General features: G+C 35.6%; 23 protein-coding genes, 5 tRNA genes and 1 pseudogene. 24 read left to right on the top strand and 5 right to left on the bottom strand.

All coding sequences use genetic code 11. From position 1 onward, the window contains the following. Positions 1-252: 252 nt before the first annotated feature. The 3 genes from OQZ33_RS05260 (at position 253) to OQZ33_RS05250 (ending at position 5215) form a co-directional block, all read left to right on the top strand. A complete protein-coding gene (locus tag OQZ33_RS05260) occupies positions 253-768 on the top strand; it encodes a DUF962 domain-containing protein (RefSeq protein WP_265798007.1) in 516 nt (171 codons plus the stop codon). Between the two features lie 150 nt (positions 769-918). Further along, entirely contained in the window at positions 919-3675 is a 2757-nt protein-coding gene (locus OQZ33_RS05255; RefSeq protein ID WP_265797999.1) for a TonB-dependent receptor, read from the top strand. Positions 3676-3760: 85 nt separating this feature from the next. Then, positions 3761-5215 carry a hypothetical protein gene (locus tag OQZ33_RS05250; protein WP_265797998.1) on the top strand — a complete coding sequence of 485 codons (1455 nt, stop codon included), beginning with the start codon at positions 3761-3763 and terminating at the stop codon, positions 5213-5215. A gap of 58 nt (positions 5216-5273) precedes the next feature. On the opposite strand, the gene OQZ33_RS05245 is transcribed toward OQZ33_RS05250, so the two are convergent. Continuing rightward, positions 5274-5582 (bottom strand): hypothetical protein, encoded by a 309-nt coding sequence (locus tag OQZ33_RS05245; RefSeq protein WP_265797997.1) that lies wholly within the window; start codon positions 5580-5582, stop codon positions 5274-5276. 60 nt (positions 5583-5642) lie between these two features. On the opposite strand from OQZ33_RS05245, the gene OQZ33_RS05240 reads away from it, so the two are divergent. Next, on the top strand, positions 5643-5885 hold the full coding sequence (locus tag OQZ33_RS05240) for a hypothetical protein (RefSeq protein ID WP_265797996.1): 243 nt from the start codon (positions 5643-5645) through the stop codon (positions 5883-5885). On the opposite strand, the gene OQZ33_RS05235 is transcribed toward OQZ33_RS05240, so the two are convergent. The 3 genes from OQZ33_RS05235 to OQZ33_RS05225 form a co-directional block, all read right to left on the bottom strand. Then, positions 5882-6157: a hypothetical protein gene (locus OQZ33_RS05235; protein ID WP_265797995.1), complete on the bottom strand. Its 276-nt coding sequence runs from the start codon at positions 6155-6157 to the stop codon at positions 5882-5884. The genes OQZ33_RS05240 and OQZ33_RS05235 overlap by 4 nt on opposite strands. A gap of 127 nt (positions 6158-6284) precedes the next feature. After that, a complete protein-coding gene (locus OQZ33_RS05230; RefSeq protein ID WP_265797994.1) occupies positions 6285-7415 on the bottom strand; it encodes a hypothetical protein in 1131 nt (376 codons plus the stop codon). A gap of 922 nt (positions 7416-8337) precedes the next feature. Further along, the gene (locus tag OQZ33_RS05225) at positions 8338-10089 is read right to left on the bottom strand and encodes a lysophospholipid acyltransferase family protein (RefSeq protein ID WP_265797993.1); all 1752 of its coding nucleotides are present in this window, start codon (positions 10087-10089) and stop codon (positions 8338-8340) included. A gap of 397 nt (positions 10090-10486) precedes the next feature. On the opposite strand from OQZ33_RS05225, the pseudogene OQZ33_RS24440 reads away from it, so the two are divergent. The 5 genes and pseudogenes from OQZ33_RS24440 to OQZ33_RS05210 all read left to right on the top strand — a co-directional run. After that, positions 10487-10648 (top strand): annotated as a pseudogene (locus OQZ33_RS24440) (hypothetical protein); the annotation flags it as partial. A gap of 31 nt (positions 10649-10679) precedes the next feature. Next, a complete protein-coding gene (locus tag OQZ33_RS24435) occupies positions 10680-10841 on the top strand; it encodes a ComEA family DNA-binding protein (RefSeq protein WP_416338741.1) in 162 nt (53 codons plus the stop codon). After that, positions 10807-10992: a helix-hairpin-helix domain-containing protein gene (locus OQZ33_RS05220; protein ID WP_265797992.1), complete on the top strand. Its 186-nt coding sequence runs from the start codon at positions 10807-10809 to the stop codon at positions 10990-10992. Before OQZ33_RS24435 ends, OQZ33_RS05220 begins: the two co-directional genes overlap by 35 nt. A gap of 489 nt (positions 10993-11481) precedes the next feature. Beyond that, on the top strand, positions 11482-12633 hold the full coding sequence (locus OQZ33_RS05215; protein ID WP_265797991.1) for an acyl-CoA dehydrogenase: 1152 nt from the start codon (positions 11482-11484) through the stop codon (positions 12631-12633). 213 nt (positions 12634-12846) lie between these two features. Then, on the top strand, positions 12847-13041 hold the full coding sequence (locus OQZ33_RS05210) for a DUF6496 domain-containing protein (protein ID WP_265797990.1): 195 nt from the start codon (positions 12847-12849) through the stop codon (positions 13039-13041). 55 nt (positions 13042-13096) lie between these two features. Here OQZ33_RS05210 and OQZ33_RS05205 read toward each other — a convergent pair whose 3' ends face one another. After that, on the bottom strand, positions 13097-13471 hold the full coding sequence (locus OQZ33_RS05205; protein ID WP_265797989.1) for a hypothetical protein: 375 nt from the start codon (positions 13469-13471) through the stop codon (positions 13097-13099). A 165-nt stretch (positions 13472-13636) separates the two neighbouring features. On the opposite strand from OQZ33_RS05205, the gene rpsU reads away from it, so the two are divergent. The 15 genes from rpsU to rplL all read left to right on the top strand — a co-directional run bounded on the left by rpsU (position 13637) and on the right by rplL (position 20643). Beyond that, entirely contained in the window at positions 13637-13831 is a 195-nt protein-coding gene (rpsU, locus tag OQZ33_RS05200; protein WP_010601088.1) for a 30S ribosomal protein S21, read from the top strand. Positions 13832-13989: 158 nt separating this feature from the next. Then, positions 13990-14874, top strand: coding sequence for a tyrosine-type recombinase/integrase (locus OQZ33_RS05195; protein WP_265797988.1), 885 nt, complete (start codon positions 13990-13992; stop codon positions 14872-14874). Positions 14875-14888: 14 nt separating this feature from the next. Next, positions 14889-15236 carry a ribosome hibernation-promoting factor, HPF/YfiA family gene (hpf, locus tag OQZ33_RS05190; RefSeq protein ID WP_056849497.1) on the top strand — a complete coding sequence of 116 codons (348 nt, stop codon included), beginning with the start codon at positions 14889-14891 and terminating at the stop codon, positions 15234-15236. A 230-nt stretch (positions 15237-15466) separates the two neighbouring features. After that, positions 15467-15539: transfer RNA gene (locus OQZ33_RS05185), tRNA-Thr, on the top strand. 37 nt (positions 15540-15576) lie between these two features. Beyond that, positions 15577-15659 (top strand) — tRNA-Tyr (locus OQZ33_RS05180). A gap of 88 nt (positions 15660-15747) precedes the next feature. Continuing rightward, positions 15748-15823: transfer RNA gene (locus OQZ33_RS05175), tRNA-Gly, on the top strand. A gap of 76 nt (positions 15824-15899) precedes the next feature. Further along, positions 15900-15971 (top strand) — tRNA-Thr (locus OQZ33_RS05170). A gap of 120 nt (positions 15972-16091) precedes the next feature. Further along, positions 16092-17279, top strand: a complete 1188-nt coding sequence (tuf, locus tag OQZ33_RS05165; RefSeq protein WP_056849498.1) for an elongation factor Tu — start codon at positions 16092-16094, stop codon at positions 17277-17279. Between the two features lie 61 nt (positions 17280-17340). Beyond that, positions 17341-17414 (top strand) — tRNA-Trp (locus OQZ33_RS05160). A 92-nt stretch (positions 17415-17506) separates the two neighbouring features. Further along, positions 17507-17704 carry a preprotein translocase subunit SecE gene (secE, locus tag OQZ33_RS05155; protein WP_025143264.1) on the top strand — a complete coding sequence of 66 codons (198 nt, stop codon included), beginning with the start codon at positions 17507-17509 and terminating at the stop codon, positions 17702-17704. A gap of 9 nt (positions 17705-17713) precedes the next feature. Then, complete coding sequence (nusG, locus tag OQZ33_RS05150; protein WP_029283241.1) at positions 17714-18253, top strand: transcription termination/antitermination protein NusG; 540 nt, start codon at positions 17714-17716, stop codon at positions 18251-18253. A 261-nt stretch (positions 18254-18514) separates the two neighbouring features. Beyond that, the gene (gene rplK / locus OQZ33_RS05145) at positions 18515-18958 is read left to right on the top strand and encodes a 50S ribosomal protein L11 (RefSeq protein WP_010601094.1); all 444 of its coding nucleotides are present in this window, start codon (positions 18515-18517) and stop codon (positions 18956-18958) included. 20 nt (positions 18959-18978) lie between these two features. Then, complete coding sequence (gene rplA, locus OQZ33_RS05140; protein WP_025143259.1) at positions 18979-19677, top strand: 50S ribosomal protein L1; 699 nt, start codon at positions 18979-18981, stop codon at positions 19675-19677. A 2-nt stretch (positions 19678-19679) separates the two neighbouring features. Continuing rightward, complete coding sequence (rplJ, locus tag OQZ33_RS05135; RefSeq protein WP_265797987.1) at positions 19680-20201, top strand: 50S ribosomal protein L10; 522 nt, start codon at positions 19680-19682, stop codon at positions 20199-20201. A 64-nt stretch (positions 20202-20265) separates the two neighbouring features. Continuing rightward, positions 20266-20643, top strand: coding sequence for a 50S ribosomal protein L7/L12 (gene rplL, locus OQZ33_RS05130; protein WP_029279312.1), 378 nt, complete (start codon positions 20266-20268; stop codon positions 20641-20643). The last annotated feature ends 32 nt before the right edge of the window (positions 20644-20675 follow it).

Below are 20675 nucleotides of genomic sequence, written 5' to 3'. Positions count from 1 at the left end.
TTTTCGACTGAAACGCAGTGGAATGGAGAAATTTTTTAATCCTGTATTCGGGACGTGTTAATTTCAAAGATTTCTCGGCTTCGCTCGAAATGACGGCGGAAAAGTTCGTCATTGCGAGGCAGGGAATGAGCGAGCCGAAGCAATCTATATCGAACCAACAGGATCAGATGGCTTCAGTCGATGAAAAATCGATTTCTAATGGATGACAAGCTCACGGTACGCTTTCTCCAACATTTTTCATATTTTTACACCATGAGCAAACCAACTATCCAAATTGAACCTAAACGCCCTGTTGATGTACTTTTTGATAAGTATGCGGAAAGCCACCAAAACCCCACCAATAAACTGGTGCATTGGATTTGTATGCCATTGATCGTTTTTAGTTTACTGGGCTTGGTTTGGCAAATTCCATTTCCACACTTTGGTTTTTTAGGCAATTACAATGGCTTCTTCAATTGGGCTTCTTTTTTGTTGGCATTTAGTTTATATTACTATTTCACACTCTCGCCTGTATTGTTTTTTTTAATGATTTGGGTGGTAGGGTTAATGAGTTATATCATTGTGAAAATAGAGCAGGCTGTTGGTTTGGGGAGCGGGGCGGCGTATGCGATTTATGCCGCCATATTTGTCGCTGCCTGGGTAGGTCAATTTATCGGGCATAAAATTGAGGGTAAAAAACCATCTTTTTTAGATGATGTTAAGTTCCTGTTAATCGGTCCGATTTGGTTATTGCACTTCATCTGCAAGAAAACGGGTATAAGGTACTAATCTAAAAGTAGCTAACATTAAATTAACCTTTAGCTAAACAAAGCTTAATTAACATCTAACATACAGCTAACATTGTGGTAATAGCTTTGCCTAAAATTAAATACAGGCAAATTGGACTTAATCACAATTTTTAAAAAGTCGGCATTAGTCATGCTGATTTCATTTCTGAGCTTTGCAGCTTACGCACAAACTGGTAAAATTTCTGGAACGGTAGCCGATAAGAAAACCGGTGAAACCTTGATTGGGGTAACGGTTAAAATTAAGGGCACTGCTAAAGGGGTATCGACTGATGTTGATGGTCATTACACATTGCAAGCAATGGCTTCAGGAAAATACACCTTGGAGTTTTCTTACGTTGGATATCAAACTAAAGAAGTGTCTGATGTTGATGTAAAAGGACCTGCTGTTACTAATTTAAGTGTAACATTGGCTGAGGCTGGTGGACAGAATCTTCAAGAGGTTGTTATTAAAGCGTCTTTTAAGCAAGAGTCTATTAATACATTGTATGCTCAGCAAAAAAATAGTGCATTAATCTCTGATGGGATCTCAAGCGAGCAAATCAAAAAGTCACCAGATAGAAATACCTCTGATGTTTTAAAACGTGTTAGTGGCGCAACTATTCAAGATAATAAGTTTGTTATTGTACGGGGTTTAAGTGATCGTTATAATACGGCCACACTTGATAATTCTACTTTACCAAGTACTGAAGCTAACAGAAAAGCTTTCTCTTTTGATATTGTACCATCGAACTTGGTAGATAAAATTACGATAAGTAAAACGGCTACACCAGATTTGCCAGCAGATTTTGCAGGAGGTGCAGTACAGATTGTAACTAAAGATATTCCAGATCAAAACTTCTTGTCGTTTGGTGTTGGATATGGTTACAATTCTCAATCTACATTTAAAGATTTTTTAGGTACAAAGAAAAATGCACTTGCCTACTTAGGTTATCAAGATGGCGGGAAGCAGTTGGCCGAAAATTTCCCTACTCGTGAAGCAATCGCTGCCGGAACATTATCTAACGCTAAAAATATTGCAGCTTTAAAATCTTTTCCTACAGATAATTCTATTAAAACTACAACTGCGCTACCCACTCAAAATTATCAATTTAACTTAGGTAGGGTGAAAAACTTTGAGAATGGGAATAAGTTCGGTGCAATGATTTCTGCAACTTACAGGAATGCGCAAACGATTTACGAGAACAATGAACGTAATTTTTATATCTACAACTATAACGATAATCAATATAGGTTTTCGACCAATGTTGGGGGTTTAGCTAACTTTGCTTATAGTTTTGGAAAGAATAAAATCAGTTTCAAAAACATCTACAATAAAAATTACGACGATAATTATACTGTTCGTACAGGTATTAGAGATGCCAATACGCTTAATCAATTCTATGCATATGATATTATGCAAAAATCTCTTTACAAGGCGACTTTAGAAGGTGATCATCAAATAGGCGAAGGGAATAGTAAACTGAAATGGACGGCATCATATAGTAATATTACTAACAATCAACCTAATCAGTTAAAGCTTAATTACCAAAAAGCTTTAGCTTCTCAAAATGATCCCTCAGTTCCTTATGAAGCAAATATCACATCCTTGGGGAAGGAAAATACGAGGTTGTTTTCTGATTTGAACGAGAATTTATATTCTGGAGAGGCTAACTACGTTACACCTTTCAAATTGTTTGATGCTTCTACTACTATGAAAGTGGGTTTAGGATCACAATATCGTGAAAGAACCTTCAATGCTCGTTTTGTGGGGGCACAATTACAAACTAACGATATCGACTTACAAACTCAGATCAGATCTTTGCCAATCACTGAAATCTATTCTCAATCATTAATAGAGTCTGGTGTTTACAAGTTGGCAGAGGTTGGTGGACCATTAGATGATTACAATGCTAATTCATTTACCAATTATGGCTATTTAATGCTTGATCAAAAATTCGGCGAAAACTTTAGAGCAGTTTATGGAGCAAGGGTTGAAAATTATAATGTGAAGTTGATGAATACGTTGAGCACTTACGTTGATGATACACAGCTTGACGTACTCCCATCTGCGAATTTGACTTACAGCCTAACTAAAAAAGCCAATTTGCGTGCCGCTTACTACCGTACATTGGCAAGACCGGAATTTAGAGAACTTTCGTTAAATTCTTATTATGACTACGAACAATTGAGTAATATTATTGGTAATCCAAATTTGAAAAGGTCGATTATTGATAATTTTGATTTACGCTATGAAATTTATCCTGAAGCAGGGCAGCTTTTCTCGGTATCTGCTTTTTATAAGCGTTTTACAAATGCGATTGAAACTTATCGCTATGATGTATTATCAACTGTTGATGTTGCCTTTTTCAATACGCCAAAAGCTTACGTTTATGGTTTAGAGTTTGAGGGTAGAAAGAATTTAAACTTCATTAATGATGAAGGCTTCTTTAAAAATACCACTGCTTATTTCAATTTATCCATAATTAAATCTAAGGTAACTAATCCAACAGATCAAGATTATATTGATAAAACTCGTCCAATGGTTGGTCAATCTCCATATTTAATCAATGCAGGTTTACAGCACAGTGCTTTAGATAACAAGTTAAATTTCAATATTCTTTACAATAAAATTGGAAGAAGAATTGTACAGGCAGGTGGTATCCGTTTCCCTAGTACTTGGGAAAACCCGAGAGATGTAATCGATTTTCAAGCAAGCTACAAGGTAATTAAATCTAAAGGTGAGGTGAAGCTGAATGTTGGTGATATCTTAAACCAAAGAAACACAGTATACTTCGATTATAACGGAGATAAAAAATACAATGGAAGTGTGGGTAACGGTGGAGACGAAACTTTTTCCTCTTACAAAAGCGGTACAAATATTTCATTATCATTCAACTACTCTTTTTAGTCTTTACAATATGTTAACAGGATTTTAATCCTGAAGAAAAATTAAAAGTATCTCTTTGTAAAAAAAAACATTTAAAACAAAAAAAATGAAAAACCAATTTCTACTACTTGCTTTAGCGGTGGTTTTATTCTCAACTTCTTGCAAGAAGAATATTATTGTAGAAGGACCTGCAACTGATGTTCCGAGTGGTTCAACTTCAAATGTTGTAGAAGTATCTGGAGAAATTTCAGCAAATACAACTTGGTCGGCAAGTAAGATCTATTTATTAAGAGGTTTTGTGTTTGTAAGTAACAACGCTACTTTAACTATTGAGCCAGGAACAATTATTAAAGGAGATAAAGCTTCTAAAGGAACTTTAATTATCACTCGTGGTTCAAAAATCAATGCAACTGGTACAGTTGATAAACCAATTGTATTTACTTCGGCTTTAGGAGCAGGTGCTCGTAGCCAAGGAGATTGGGGTGGTATTATCCTTTTAGGTAAAGCGCCAGTAAACCAAGGTACAGATGTTAAAATTGAAGGTGGTTTGGTTCAACCTACTGGAAAAGACGAAAAAGCATATATTTATTATGGTGGTGCTGATGCAGCTGATAACTCTGGTGTAATGAAATATGTACGTATTGAATTTGGTGGTATTGCTTATTCAGTAGATAATGAGATCAACGGGTTAACAATGGGAGGTGTTGGTAACGGTACAACTTTAGATTATGTTCAAGTTTATCGATCAGGAGATGATGCATTTGAATGGTTCGGTGGTACTGTAAATGCAAAACACTTATTGGCTATTGGTACCTGGGATGATGATTTTGATACAGATTTTGGTTACTCTGGTAATGTTCAGTTTGCGTTGGCACAACGTGTTTCAACTGTTGCCGATCAATCTCAATCTAATGGTTTCGAATCTGATAACAATGGAACAGGTACAGATCAAACACCGAAAACTTCTGCGGTATTTTCTAACGTAACTATTTTAGGCCCGATTAAAAAAGCTGGTGATTCTTATAATGCTAACTTCTACCATGGTGCTCAAATCCGTCGTAATTCTTCAATAAGTTTATTAAACTCAGTAATTTCTGGTTTCCCAATCGGAATTTACATTGATGACACAAAAGTTATAACTGCTGGTTCTACTTCAGCAAATTTCACTACAGGAAATATGGTTATTGCTAATAACTTAATTTACGGTATAAAAAATACCGAAGTAAGTGTAAGTAATACAGCAGTAGCAGCAGCTATTGAATCTAAGTTACGTGCTGATAATACTTTTGGATCAGCGCTTTTCGCAAGCACACTGTTTAATACTCCGTATGCTTATGGAACAGATTTCGCAGCAAGTGGATCGGCAGCGGTTGCAAACTTTACTTTGTCGGCTAACTCAGCGGCAGCAACTGGGGCATCATTTACTAATGCTAAAGTTTCTAATACTTTCTTTGATAAGGTAGATTATAAAGGTGCTTTTGGTTCGGTAAATTGGGCTTCTGGATGGGCTGATGCTGATCCTCAAGTACTAGCGTATACTACTCCAGGCGCAGTGAAATAATTTTGAGAAGTTAAACTAATATAAAAAAAAGGGTCAGAATTAATTTCTGACCCTTTTTTTATGCGGTTTTATTTGCATCCGTTTTATCTTTCTTTTTACTCACTTTCTTTTCAATGGCCTCATCAACTGCTGTAACGAGTAAATTATCATCTTCCTTTATAAAAGGTGTAATAGAATCGTCTTTTTGCAATAAGGTCACTTTCTTCGAAAGTTGTTTCGCAAACTTCTCTATCACTTTATCTGTCTTTTTGGCTTTACCTACTTGGATTACAACTTCGTTAAATGCTATTGCTAATTTAGATTCTAATTCTTTACGTAATTTTTTGCTTGCCGATTGCTTTTTCGACCTGGATTTATTCTTCTTCATTTAACTCATATGGATTTCTCCAAAGATAAAATTTCGTGAAGTTAAATTAATATTATGATTATGTTAAGCGTAGGATTGAGAGTTAACATCAAAAATATTTTGTGTTATATTTATAATGATCTGTTCATCACTAAAGAAATAACCATGGGTGTAAATTTGCCAGTTGTAATCGTAGTGGCCATGATAGTGGTTCTGTTAATTGTATTTATCATTAAGAGAAACCAAAAAGACAAAAAGAAATTCGAGCAGGAAATGATCGATGAAGAAATCCAGCCAGAAAAAGACGATAAGGAAAATATTTAGAAATTACTGCCTTCAGCTATTTCACCACCTAAATCCAAGGTGTTTTGAAAGGCTTCTAGGTAAGCTAACAAATGTCTTTCCGCATTGGCGTAAGAGGTAAATGTAGCTGCCGGCTCATTCGCATCGGCATCACTTTTGCTTTTAAAATAGTGGCTGATTTGAAACTTGAAGCTGTTCTCGTCATTAATCGGCGACATAATTCTGGCCTTAACAGGATGGCCATGAACCTCAACAAAAAATTCTTTCAAAATATTATAAATGACTGCCGACATAGGGTTTGTTTTTAAACTAAAATTATTTAGTGAACTAAAGTACCGTAAAAGCAGTATAGTTTCGGTTTTTTATCAATAAGATTACGTTTTGTTAATATTAAATTAACATCAATTGTTCGGAATACGGCTATTTTTTAATTGGCTCGTATGCGTAAACGACTTCGTAACTGGCATTTTTTAGATTACTTGAAATCTGGCCAATTTTTAGATTTTGCGTTTGTGGGGTTGGTTCGCAGAAGGAATATTTTTTACCTTGATAGGTAATGAAACTCCCTACGGGTTTATCGAACTGAACCGCCATTGTTAAGTGTGTAGGGTAGAGCAAGGCAATCATCGGTAAATTATAGATTTCCTTCACTAAAAAGAAAAACAATGCTGCCCGGTCATCGCAGTCGCTATATTTATTTAGTAAAGTTTGTTCTGGAGACAATCTTTTCTCTTTACCGAAATTCTGGCCGTCATCTTCATATAAAAAAGCATATCGGGTAAATCGCATCAAATAATCTACCCCATTTTTTTGGTCCAGGTGTTTGGTGTTTTCTTTCAAAATTGGAATCAAAGAGCTGTAGGTTTCTCTACTCAATGGAATATTAAAATAGCTTTCGTAATCTACTACCGGATAATTTTTAAATATCTTTTGCACTTCGTCATTCACTTTTAATTTAAAGTGGTAAACCTTTTGTTTATAGCTAAATTGAAGATCCTTTTCTTCATAATTTTCTGGTTTAAACTCGGGCATTCTTGTTACCTTATAAGAAAAGGGTTTGGTGGCTTCTGGTATCTTAATTTTAACAGGAACGTAAATACTCTGCTTAAATAGCTTTCCATAATCGTGATAATTTAAGCACATATATTTTTTATCATCAATCATAAAGAAAGGGATATCGCTAATATCTTCATCGTTATTAACATAAAACACAATCTGATTATTGCCGATTGCAATTCTGGCATCGTAGCCGCATTTACTCAGTAAATACCATTTGTAAAGCGTATAACTAAAATAATTCTCCGCCTTCGGACTAATCTCTTCGGCTGTTTTCCTGATCAATTGATAGTAGATCCAATCGTTAAGATGGTGTTTTTCTTGATAAGCCTTAAGCGCTGAAATGATTGTTCGGCTATCTGCTGACTCAATTTTATTGTAAAAATTTAGCGCCTCGGCAGCCGTTGGCTTATTAACGGTAGAAATAATTAATGATGAATCTAAATTGAAGTTAAAAGTACCATCATAAAATTCAAATGACCGATTTTGAGCCATTACGGAAATTCCACAAAGCAGCAAGCATGTGAGCAGTACCTGTCGAAATTTATTTATGTAAAAGCCTGTTTTCAACTCATTAATATTTGGTTACATTAAATTTACATCTTATTAACTTAAAATCAACAATTTCTTTATGTTAAGAATTTTGAGTGATGTTCACCTATATTTAACACGGATTTGCGGCTATGGGAAATTAGATAGAAATTTTTGAAAATTTTTGTTGTTAATTCAAACATAAATTATACTTTTGCCAACGCAAGGGGTGAGAGCCTTGCATCACAATCATAAAGATTGAGAGCGTTAATTTAGATAAAGGTTACAACAGCGATTGTTGTAACCTTTTTTGTTAAAATCACTCAGGTGCCTAAACGCAAAAAAAAAAACAAAGCCATTCCCATTAGCGATATTGACATATCGTCAATTCTAGCAGAGACAATTTCCATCAGTATAAGGAAACGATGGTTGAATATTTACACCAAATGTTGGTAAGAGAAATTGATTGATTTAGGATAGCGACTATTTCTGTCCTCGCAGTTTATCAAATTCAATAAGTTGATTAGCTTTTGCATGATCCAGTACCAGCCATCACTGCCGAGAAAGGTGAGAAGTGGTTATCAATGCCTTTTATAAAGAAAATAGCGAAGGCAATCTTTTTATGGATAATGGTTTTGTTTTATTTAGTAAGGAAGCATTTAAGCTTGGCGATGGAAAGCAAACAGCTATTATGGTGTGTAAATAATTGTATAGCTATGATGACAATTACCTTAAAAAAAACATCCATTTTATAATCTTAAGTTAATTTCTTCTTAACAATACATCCTCATATTTGTGGCATAAATATTTGGTTAGTATTTATAAAGTTTAGGTTAGTTGATAACAAAAATACCCAGATGGATGTCTGGGTATTTTTATTTTAAAGCTATAAGTTTTTGCCTAGTTTTTCCAACATCTCTGGCGGAATATTATGTGTATCTACTACTAAGAAACCATCCAGACAATCTGAAAATTTCGGATCTATATTGAAAGAAATGATCTTTGCATTCAAGTTCATATACTGCCTTAATAAAACAGGAATTTTAATATGCGAATTTTCAATGTCGCCAATAATGCTATCTAAATCTTTAAAAGATTCACTACTATCAACTAACGTGTCGGTTGAAATTGGAAGTAAATCTGCTTTGAATTTATTACGTGGCTTAACGTATTTCGCCATTTCATAATCAAAATGGTTTTTAGTGATATAATCAACAATCAGCGCCTTACTAAATTTAGAAAAACTGTTGCTAATACTTACCGGTCCGAACATATATCTATATTGAGGGTTATCAATAAGATACTTTAAAATACCTTTCCACAATAAAAATAATGGAAGCGGTTTACCTTGATATTCTTTTCTAATCCACGATCTGCCCAGTTCAATGCCTTGTTTTAGCATAGGGTAAAACTGATCTTTCATTTTAAAAAGTTCGGAAAGATAAAAACCTCTGCGACCCATGCTTTCTAAAATTTCATCGCCTTTTCCAATGCGGTAGGCACCCACAATATTTTCCAGATCTTTATCCCAAATAAATAGGTGGTTGTAATAAATATCGTAATTATCGAGATCGATTTTTTTATTGGTTCCCTCACCAACTTCGCGAAAAGTAATTTCCCTAAGTCGACCTATTTCACGTAAAACATTTGGAATTTTTAGCGTGGGAACAATATAAACCTCGTAGTTTTTTTCCGTCCATACTTTAAAATCTTCCAGCTTGCTCACTTCGGTCTTAATCAACTCACGAGAAGTTTCTTCAATAATCTCGGCTGGCTTTTTCTTTATCTTAAATAATTTAAGCGGATTAAATAATCTTCTTTCCTGATCTAAACCAACGCCAAGCGCATAGGTTCGGGCACGAAGGAAATCCATCAACTTGTTGCTGCTATTCATGTGCGAAACCTCTGATGGAGCAATCGCTTTTCCAACACGAACTTTGATGGTTAAACCCTGCTTATTCAAAAACTCAGATGGAAGTTTAGCAGTACGAAGGGTAGGATGAATAAAACTTAAAATATTAAATAAAACACCATTATTGCCGTGGAAATAAATGGGAACAACCGGAACTTTTGCCTTCGCGATTAGCTTCCCAACTACCGGATGCCACATCCTATCAGTAACTTGTTGTGCATCTAATTTGAAGGTAGAAACTTCACCCGCAGGGAATATTCCTATTGGTATTCCATTTCTCAGTAAATCGAAAGTAGTTTTTAAACCGCTTATGCTCGATGAATGTTGTACATTTTCAAAGGGATTTACAGCAACAAAAAATTCATCTAGATTAGGTATTTTTTTCAAAATGAAATTGACCATTACCTTCGCATCAGGACGAACAGTGCATAAAAGTTTCACAAGGGCCAAACCTTCAACCCCGCCATAAGGATGGTTTGCAATAGCAATAAATGGCCCCGTTTTAGGAATGCTCTTTAAATCATCCTCGTCGAATTCAATAGAAACTCCAATGGTTTCCAAAATTTTATCTACAAATTCTAAGCCTTTAAAGTGTTGATTTTGAGCAAAAACATCGTTAATGTCATTCAGTTTCATGAGCTCCATCATCAAGCCGGCCAAACCTGGCACACCGAGTTTATCTATCTTGGTTGCCTTCGCAAACTCAGAGGTAGTAATGATCTTCATATAATATTCTTAGATTGTTGATAGCTAAAACCCGTGAGCTTTGCAATCCCAAAAATAAGATTTATATTTATAATACACACGTCATATCACGCATGAGAATTTGGCTCAATAAACATTTTGGTTTCAGTAAGGGCGAATTCAATGAATTATTGCTGTTGATATTTATTATTCTAGTATTGAAGGCGATACCTATTATATACGAGAAGGGACAAACAGCTGAAAAAGACAATCCTGATTTACTAGCCAAAATCCATAAATTAGAAATAACCGACCAACAAGATTTTCATTATACCAGAGATCGAATCGAAAGTTTGGGAGGAGTCAGAAAGGTAAAACTATTTAATTTGATCCGAATAGTTTAGGTGTTGAAGGATGGCAATCTTTAGGTTTATCTGTAAAACAGGCACAAGCTATTGTGAATTATACCAATAAAGGCGGTAAATTCTATAAGGCTGAAGATCTTCAAAAGATGTACACCATTTCGCCAGAGATGTACAGAAAACATTTGTTAGCATTGAGAATCAGTCCAGCCAGTATCCAAAGAAAAATTTGGTTTTGAAAAAAAGGAATATGTTAAAAAACTTCCGACAATTATCGATATCAATACTGCAGATTCTGCCCGGCTTGATGAAATAAAAGGTGTTGGTGGCACATTTGCTAATCGAATTTTAAAGTACCGAGAACGTTTAGGCGGTTTCCATAAAAAAAGAGTAGCTAATGGAAGTTTATGGTTTAGATTCGGTTCGTTATGAGGAGATTAAAAATCAAATTTCAATAAGTCCGGTAGCACTAAAAGTCAGCAATATTAATACCGCACAATTTAACGACTTGAAAGGGAATCCATATCTTTCCTACAAACAAATCAATGCCATTATCCAATACAGAAAACAGCATGGAAATTAAAGCGGTCCGGCTGATTTAAAGAAAGTCCTAATCCTCAATCAAGAAGTAATCGATAAGATTACACCTTATATTTCTTTTTAGAAAAGCAATCGAAGTGCTAATCGGTTTCGATAATACCGCTTTCACTTCAATCTTTTTTTAACTTTTGTTATGCAGAGGCACGAAGCATTCCTGCCTACCGAAGGCAGGTGTTTCATCGGTTGCAGATGCTTCGTGCCTCTGCATGACAGTACATTCAGGGTTACTTCAAAAAAAGTATTTCCGCTTAATCGGGTTTATTTAATTTAAACCTTTGCAAATAACTAAAATTCCTACGAATGAACTAAAAAATATAAAATAGCTGCTGTACCGTATTTATACCTTTAAAATTAATCATTAATGTTATTGAACCGAATACCATTTCATTCTGCATTGATGCAAATTTATAATGGCAATTAACTATAAAATAATTGTTTATAATTGCCAGAACTAACTTAAAATATAAACTTAATGAGCGTTAGCTTTAATTTTTCAGAAACAGAAACTCAACAAAATGTAAAGGCAATGGTCCGCGATTTTGCTGAGAAAAACATACGTCCAAATATTATGGAATGGGATGAAGCGCAACATTTTCCTGTAGAGTTGTTTAAGCAATTAGGCGATTTGGGTTTAATGGGTGTGTTAGTTCCTGAAGAATATGGTGGTTCGGGCTTGGGTTATCAAGAATATGTTGATGTAATTGTAGAGGTGGCGAGAGTTTGTGGTTCTATTGGATTATCACTTGCTGCACACAATTCACTTTGCACAGGGCATATTTTGGCTTTCGGCAATGAGGAGCAAAAACAGAAGTGGTTACCAAAACTAGCTACTGCCGAATGGATTGGAGCCTGGGGTTTAACAGAGGCCAATACCGGATCTGATGCATTAAGGATGATGACCACTGCCGTTGAAGACGGTGATGATTACATTATTAATGGCGCAAAAAATTGGATCACCCATGGTAAAAGTGGTGACATTGCCGTTGTAATGGTAAGAACAGGGGAGCAGGGAAGTTCGAAAGGAATCTCTGCAATTGTTGTAGAACGCGGAACGCCAGGTTTTTCGGCCGGCAAAAAGGAAAATAAATTAGGTATGCGGGCCTCAGAAACTACAGAAATGATTTTTGATAACTGCCGTGTACCTAAAGCCAATGTGTTGGGTAATGTAGGCGAAGGCTTTAAACAAGCCATGAAAGTGTTGGATGGAGGAAGGATTTCTATTGCCGCATTAGCCTTGGGAATTGCAAAGGGAGCTTTTGATGCTGCAGTTGCTTATTCGAAACAACGCCAGCAATTTGGACAACCTATTTCCAGCTTCCAGGCCATAAGTTTTAAACTAGCTGATATGGCAACTGAAATTGAAGCTTCAGAATTGTTAATCCGTCAGGCAGCTGATTTAAAAAACAGGCATTTGCCGATGACGAAAGAATCGGCTATGGCTAAATATTTCGCTTCGGAGGTTTCCGTTAAAGTGGCTACAGAAGCGGTTCAGATTTTTGGGGGCTATGGTTATACCAAAGATTTCCCGGTAGAGAAATTTTATCGCGATAGTAAATTGTGTACGATAGGAGAGGGCACATCAGAAATACAAAAGATCGTCATCGCCAGAGAGATTTTAAATTAATTAAGAGAGGAAAGGGAAGTGGCTTAGATTTAGGTTAAGGCTAAAGTTCACTCCTCAACCTCGATCTCAAACTTACTAAACCAAATATACATTATGAGTAATCCGGAGTGTTTAACCACCTCCGGTTTTTTTTTGCTAAATTTTTAAAACCAAGCTTTGTTAACGGCGGTTTTGACTAATGACTAATGACTAATGACTAATGACTAATGACTAATGACTAATAACAAAAGCTATGGCAAATATTCTAAAAAAGCTGGCGAAAAGGTAGAGGAAACCATGCATGAGATGAAAGAAGGAACTCTTAAAACAGGATCTGGCAAGAAAGTAACGTCCAAGAAGCAAGCGGTAGCCATTGGTTTATCCGAGGCGAAAAAAGAAGGCGCAAAAGTTCCGAAAAAGAAAAGTTAAATCTGTTATTTGGAAAAGAAGTTGAGCAAAGGTCAGTTGATTTAAGGACTAAAGACTACTTAGCGGTTATAATACTATCTACTACATATTCGCTAAATCCTCTCCAGGGTAAAGCATGATTGTATTGTTTATAATGCAGCTCGTAAAATTTACCGCTATTGGCCATCATCTTTTCAGCAAGTTTTTTGTTTGCAATTGAAAACTCGAACTCATTACTTTGCACACTTCCGGTAGTCCGTGATCTCAAACCACTCTGAATTATTTTTCCTTCGTAGGTTTTGAAGATATACCCCTTTTTAACAACAAAGTTAAGTTCGCCAGCTTTTACGCCTTCGCCAAAAACGAAGAAGTAACGATAGTAAAATACTATGCCTAAAATAATAATTACTAAAACTGCAATGATCGAGATTGTTTTCTTACCGGTTGTCATATGTAAAATGTATCACTAAAAGTAATTAAAGATCATTATAAAACAATTAATGTTTGAATAAATTTGTTTTTAAAAATCTTTCTCATATTCAATTATTTACTTACATTTGCAGCCCCGCTAATAGGGGAATAATTTAAAAACCACGAGAGGAGGTATTTCAGCGTTATGATCATTATTAACATTAAAGACGGCGAATCATTAGATAAAGCCCTAAAACGTTTCAAGAAAAAGTTTGAAAAAACTGGTGTATTGAGAGAACTACGTAGTCGCCAAGCATACGAGAAAAAATCCGTTGCTCGTCGTACTGAAATTAAACATGCTGTTTACATTCAGAATATGAATCAAGATACAACTTCATAAGTTGTTCACGATATAGAATATTAAAGTCCCGATCTTTTAGGTCGGGACTTTTTTGTTTTAGGCTATCATCGAAATCTTTACAATAAACAATTAGTTAATGATTTCTTTATATCAAAACAATTTGTAACTTCATATCTATACCTAGCAGGAGATATTGCATGTTGCTAAAAAGTTTTATTACCTATTTAACTCACGAGAAGCGCTATTCTTCGCATACCATCACTTCCTATCAAACTGATTTGGATCAGTTTGAGCAATACATTCACGCCACTTTCGAAGTAAACTTTACAGAAGTTAAGCATACGCACATTAGAAGCTATATGGTTGATTTGATGGAGCGAAAAACTTCGGAGAACACAATCAATAGAAAAATTTCTGCTTTAAGAAGTTTGTATAAGTTTTTAATGCGGGGAGAGCAGGTAAATCAAAATCCTACACTTTTAATTAAGGCTCCTAAAATTCCAAAACGTCTTCCGGTATTTGTTGATTCGCAGAAAATGAACGTTTTGCTTGATTCGGAAAATTATTTCGATAATAGTTTTGAGTCTGTTAGAGATCATCTGGTTATCGAATTACTTTTTGGTACAGGAATCCGTTTGACAGAGCTTATCCAATTAAAAGAAGCTGATGTAGATACTTATTCAGGAACGATTAAGGTATTGGGTAAAAGAAATAAAGAGCGAATTATTCCAGTAAATAAACAGCTTATCAATCAGATCAATAGCTATATTGATCAAAAAAAAATGCAGAATTTTAATAACAATTTGATTAACTTAATCGTTACGAATACTGGTGCAGCGGCATATCCAAAGCTAATATACCGTATTGTAACTTCATACCTAAACCACATATCAACCAATGAAAAGAAAAGTCCACACGTGTTGCGGCATAGTTATGCGACAAGCCTGTTAAATGCAGGAGCAGATTTAAATGCCATTAAAGAACTTTTGGGCCACGCCAGCTTGGCTGCAACCCAGGTTTACACCCACAATTCAATCGAAAGATTAAAAACAATTTATAAACAAGCCCATCCAAAGGCGTAAAAAAAGGAGGAAAAATGAAAATCGGAGTTCAATCAATCCACTTCAGTGCAGATAGTAAGTTGTTAGACTTTATCCAGAAAAAGGCAAACAAGCTAGATCAGTTTTTTGACCAGATCATTAGCGGCGAAGTGTATTTAAAATTAGAGAACGTAGAGGATGAAGCCAATAAGATCAGTGAGATTAAACTCATTGTCCCGGGTGGAACACTCTTCGCTAAAGAACAATGTAAATCATTTGAAGAGGCGACCGATTTAGCAATTGAGTCGTTGAGGAAACAAATCACGAAGCACAAAGAAAAAACACGGGCAAAATTAAGTGAGCATAAAGCAATTTTAACAGAAAGCGAAGCGACTGATTATTAAGTGTATATTTAAATAAAGTATAATTTATAGGATAGCGAACAGAAAATGTTCGCTATTTTTTTTCAAATTTATTTTGAAGTGAAATATAAGTGTGTATATTTGCATTCCCTTTCGGAAACGGTGTTAAGCAACAAAGAAAAGGTAAGTTCTTTTAAAAGATTAAAGTTTTTAAAAAACACGCTAATAGTATGAAAAATGAAGATTTTTCGTATCATTGCACAAAATTAAAAGCCTCCTTAGCTCAGCTGGTAGAGCAACTGACTTGTAATCAGTAGGTCATTGGTTCGATTCCGATAGGAGGCTCTTTTATTTTAAAGTGTTGGTATTTTAAAATAAAGTAGGGGAGATTCCAGAGCGGCCAAATGGGACAGACTGTAACTCTGTTATCGCAAGATTTCGAAGGTTCGAATCCTTCTCTCCCCACGATTAATGAGTGGATGAGTGAATAAGAAAATGAGTGAGTATAGTAATTCAATCATTCCCAAATCAATCATTCTATCATTTGTTAAAAGCGGAAGTAGCTCAGTTGGTAGAGCGATAGCCTTCCAAGCTATAGGTCGCGAGTTCGAACCTCGTCTTCCGCTCCAATAAAGTTGAGCAGTTGGCAATTAAAGGTTGCAGTTTTATGATAACTGACAAAACTGAAGATTGATAATTGGAAAAGCCGACTTAGCTCAGCGGTAGAGCACTTCCTTGGTAAGGAAGAGGTCATGGGTTCAATTCCCATAGTTGGCTCAGGTGTAATAAAGCTTTGTTAAATCTGTTATATATTACAGAGTAGACAAGGTTTTTTGTGTTGAAATAACAAAAAATAAAAATAATAAAAAGTTAACCTACTAATTAGTTATAAATAAAATGGCAAAAGAAAAATTTGACCGCAGTAAACCGCACTTAAACATCGGTACAATCGGTCACGTCGATCACGGTAAAACAACTTTAACAGCAGCTATTACAAAAGTTTTGGCTGATGCTGGTTTAACTGAGGCACGTTCATTCGATTCAATTGACTCTGCTCCAGAGGAAAAAGAAAGAGGTATTACAATCAATACAGCTCACGTTGAGTATTCAACAGCTAACCGTCACTATGCACACGTTGACTGTCCAGGTCACGCGGATTATGTGAAGAACATGGTAACTGGTGCTGCTCAAATGGACGGTGCAATTATCGTTGTTGCTGCTACTGATGGTCCAATGCCACAAACTCGCGAGCACATCTTATTGGCTCGTCAGGTTGGTGTACCTTCATTGGTTGTATTCATGAACAAAGTGGATATGGTTGATGATCCAGAATTATTAGAACTAGTTGAAATGGAAGTTCGTGAATTATTATCTTTCTACGATTTCCCAGGTGATGATATTCCAGTAATCCAAGGTTCTGCATTAGGTGGATTAAACGGTGATGCTAAATGGGTTGGTAAAATTATGGAATTAATGGATGCTGTTGATAGCTACATTCCAATTCCTCCACGTTTAACCGAACTTCCTTTCTTAATGCCTGTTGAAGATGTATTCTCAATTACTGGTCGTGGTACTGTTGCTACAGGTCGTATTGAGCGTGGTGTAATCAACTCTGGAGATCCAGTTGAGATCTTAGGTATGGGTGCTGAGAACTTAAAATCTACAGTAACTGGTGTTGAGATGTTCCGTAAAATTTTAGATTACGGTGAAGCTGGTGATAACGTAGGTTTATTGTTACGTGGTATTGAGAAAACTGATATCCGTCGTGGTATGGTAATCTGTAAACCAGGTTCAGTAACTCCTCACTCTGATTTCAAAGCTGAGATCTATGTATTATCAAAAGCTGAAGGTGGTCGTCACACGCCATTCTTTAACAAATACCGTCCTCAATTCTATTTCCGTACTACAGATGTAACTGGTGAAATTTCACTAGCTGAAGGTACTGAAATGGTAATGCCAGGCGATAACGTTACAATTTCTGTGAAATTGATTTCTCCTATCGCAATGGAAAAAGGTCTACGTTTCGCTATCCGTGAAGGTGGTAGAACAGTAGGTGCTGGTCAGGTAACTGAAATCTTAGCTTAATTTTAAGCTATTATATAAAAATTAGCTAATTGGCTTCTATGCTGATTAGCTAATTTTATCCACGGGAATAGTTCAACGGTAGAATAGAGGTCTCCAAAACCTTTGATCAGGGTTCGAATCCTTGTTCCCGTGCCAAAAAATAATGATTGTATTAGTGAATGTTTTAATGATTGAATGTTAAGCATTCTCTCACTCACTAATTCAATCATTTAATCATTATAATAAATATGGCTAAAGTAGTTGAGTTTATAAAAGAATCATACGATGAAATGACCAATAAGGTTACATGGCCTACTTGGGGAGAGTTGCAAAGCTCTGCGATTCTTGTTTTAGTGGCTTCTTTAATTATTGCATTGGTTATTTTTGCAATGGATAAAGGCTCTACATTTGTGTTAGATACTTTTTATAAATCACTTTCTAATTAATATTTACTAATGAGCGATCTAAAGTGGTACGTTGTAAGGGCGGTTAGCGGTAAAGAAAAGAAGGTAAAACAATACATTGATGCTGAGATCAGCCGTTTAGGTTTCTCTCATTTGGTTCCTCAGGTTTTAATACCGATGGAAAAATATTACCAAATGAAAGATGGTAAAAAAATTGCCAAAGAACGTAACTTTTATCCTGGTTATGTTTTAATCGAAGCAACATTAGATGGAGAGTTAGAACACATCATTAAAGGCATTAACAGTGTTATTGGTTTCTTAGGCGATAAAGCCGGTAATCCAATTCCAATGCGCCAGGCAGAAGTTAACCGTATTTTAGGTGTGGTTGATGAAATGAGCGAGCAAGGCGAAACCATGAATGTGCCTTATTATGTTGGTGAAGGTATTAAGGTAATGGATGGACCTTTCAATGGTTTCTCTGGTGTGATTGAAGAAGTGAACGAAGAGAAGAAAAAATTAAAAGTAATGGTTAAGATTTTCGGTCGTAAAACACCATTGGAACTTAACTATATGCAAGTAGAAAAAGAATAAACGAATTTACGATTGTAAATTTAAGAATTACGATTTTTACTAAGGTATAATAAAAGCTTTCCTCAAAAGGGAAAGCTTTTTCTTTTGAGGAAACACATAAATATATAAATAATATAAAATATATTTTTCCTAATCTATTGTAGGACTGCAAGATTATCCATATCTTTGCAGTCCTTTAAGTTTTATAGGAACTGTAAGGAAAATAAATGTTACATGCTTCCAATATTTAACATTGAGTTTTAAATAAACAAAAAACACAAAATGGCAAAAGAAGTCAGTGCAATGATCAAATTACAGATCAAAGGCGGAGCGGCAAATCCATCGCCACCAGTAGGACCTGCATTAGGTGCTAAAGGGGTGAACATTATGGAGTTTTGCAAACAGTATAACGCTCGTACCCAAGATAAAGCAGGTAAAGTATTGCCAGTTGTAATTACTGTTTATGCTGATAAGTCATTCGATTTCATCATCAAAACCCCTCCGGTAGCTATCCAGTTAAAAGATGCTACTAAATTGCAGAGTGGTTCTGCTGAGCCTAACCGTAAGAAAGTTGGGTCGGTGACCTGGGACCAGATTAAAGTTATTGCTGAAGATAAAATGCCTGATTTAAATGCATTTACAATCGAATCTGCAATGAGTATGGTTGCTGGAACAGCACGCAGTATGGGAATCACCGTTTCTGGTGACGCACCCTGGAACAATTAATTAAAAAACAGTTTACAACAGTGGCGAAATTAACTAAAAATCAAAAAAAGGCACATGCTAAAATAGAAGCTGGTAAAGCTTATACTTTGAAGGATGCTGCTGCTTTGGTAAAAGAAATCACTACTACTAAATTCGATGCTTCAGTTGATATTGATGTGTCTTTAGGAGTAGATCCGCGTAAAGCCAATCAAATGGTACGTGGTATTGCTACTTTACCACACGGTACAGGTAAAACTGTACGTGTTTTAGCTTTGGTAACTCCTGATAAGGAAGAAGAAGCGAAAGCAGCTGGCGCAGACTTCGTTGGTTTAGACGAGTATGTTGCTAAAATTGAAGGTGGTTGGACCGATGTAGACATTATTATCACTACACCAGCTTGTATGGCTAAGGTAGGTAAATTGGGCCGTGTTTTAGGTCCAAGGAACTTAATGCCTAATCCAAAATCAGGTACAGTAACTAACGAAGTTGGTAAAGCTGTAACTGAAGTTAAAGCAGGTAAGATCGATTTTAAAGTAGACAAAACGGGTATCATACACGCCTCGATAGGAAAAGTATCATTCCCAGCAGACAAAATTTATGAGAATGCACTTGAAATTATTCAAGTGATTTCAAAATTAAAACCATCTGCTGCAAAAGGAACTTATTTTAAAAGCATTCACGTGTCTTCTACAATGAGTCCTGGGATTGCAATTGAAACTAAATCAGTAGCGGGGATTTAATCATGAACAGAGAAGAAAAAAACGACGTAGTTTTAGAACTACAAGGACAAATGCAAGAGTATGGCAATTTTTATATTGCTGATACTTCTAGCCTTTCTGTTGAGCAGATTAATAACATCCGCCGCAAATGTTTCGAAGGTGATATCATTATGAAGGTTGCTAAAAACTCTTTAATTCGCAAAGCGATTGAAGGTTTAGATGGCGATGCTTCTGAGATATACGAAGCGCTTAAAGGTTCATCATCATTATTATTCTCAAAAACAGCAAACGCTCCGGCTAAGTTGATTAAAACTTTGAGAAAAACTTCTGATAAACCTGTGCTTAAAGCAGCATACATAGATTCATCAGTATATGTTGGTGATGATCAATTGAATAACTTAGTAAGCTTAAAATCAAGAGAAGAGCTTATTGGCGATATCATTGGATTATTACAATCACCAGCTAAAAATGTTCTATCTGCGCTTCAATCAGGCGGTAGCAAAATTGCAGGAATTGTTAAAACTCTTCAAGAAAGAGAAGGTTAACGAACACCTTAAGTTCGCAAATAAAACAAAATTATTTTACGTAAAAATTTAAAATCTTAATAAAATGGCAGATTTAAAATCGTTTGCTGAGCAATTAGTAAACTTAACCGTTAAAGAAGTTAACGAATTAGCTCAAATCTTAAAAGACGAGTATGGTATCGAGCCTGCAGCTGCTGCTGTAGTTGCTGGTCCTGCTGCTGGTGGTGATGCACCTGCTGCTGCTGCAGAAAAAACATCTTTTGATGTAATTCTTAAAGAAGCTGGTGGCGCTAAATTAGCAGTTGTTAAACTTGTAAAAGACTTAACAGGTCTTGGTTTGAAAGAAGCTAAAGACTTAGTTGACGGAGCACCAAAAGAATTAAAAGCTGGTGTTACTAAAGACGAAGCAGAAGCTCTTAAAAAACAATTAGAAGAAGCTGGAGCAGTAGTTGAAATTAAGTAATCACTTAATTTAGCTAGGCTAAAAATGTATTA

Source organism: Pedobacter sp. MC2016-05 (assembly GCF_026239735.1).
Lineage (GTDB): Bacteria > Bacteroidota > Bacteroidia > Sphingobacteriales > Sphingobacteriaceae > Pedobacter.
The sequence above is the reverse complement of the archived record's forward strand: the minus strand, read 5'-3'. Positions and strand labels throughout refer to the sequence as shown.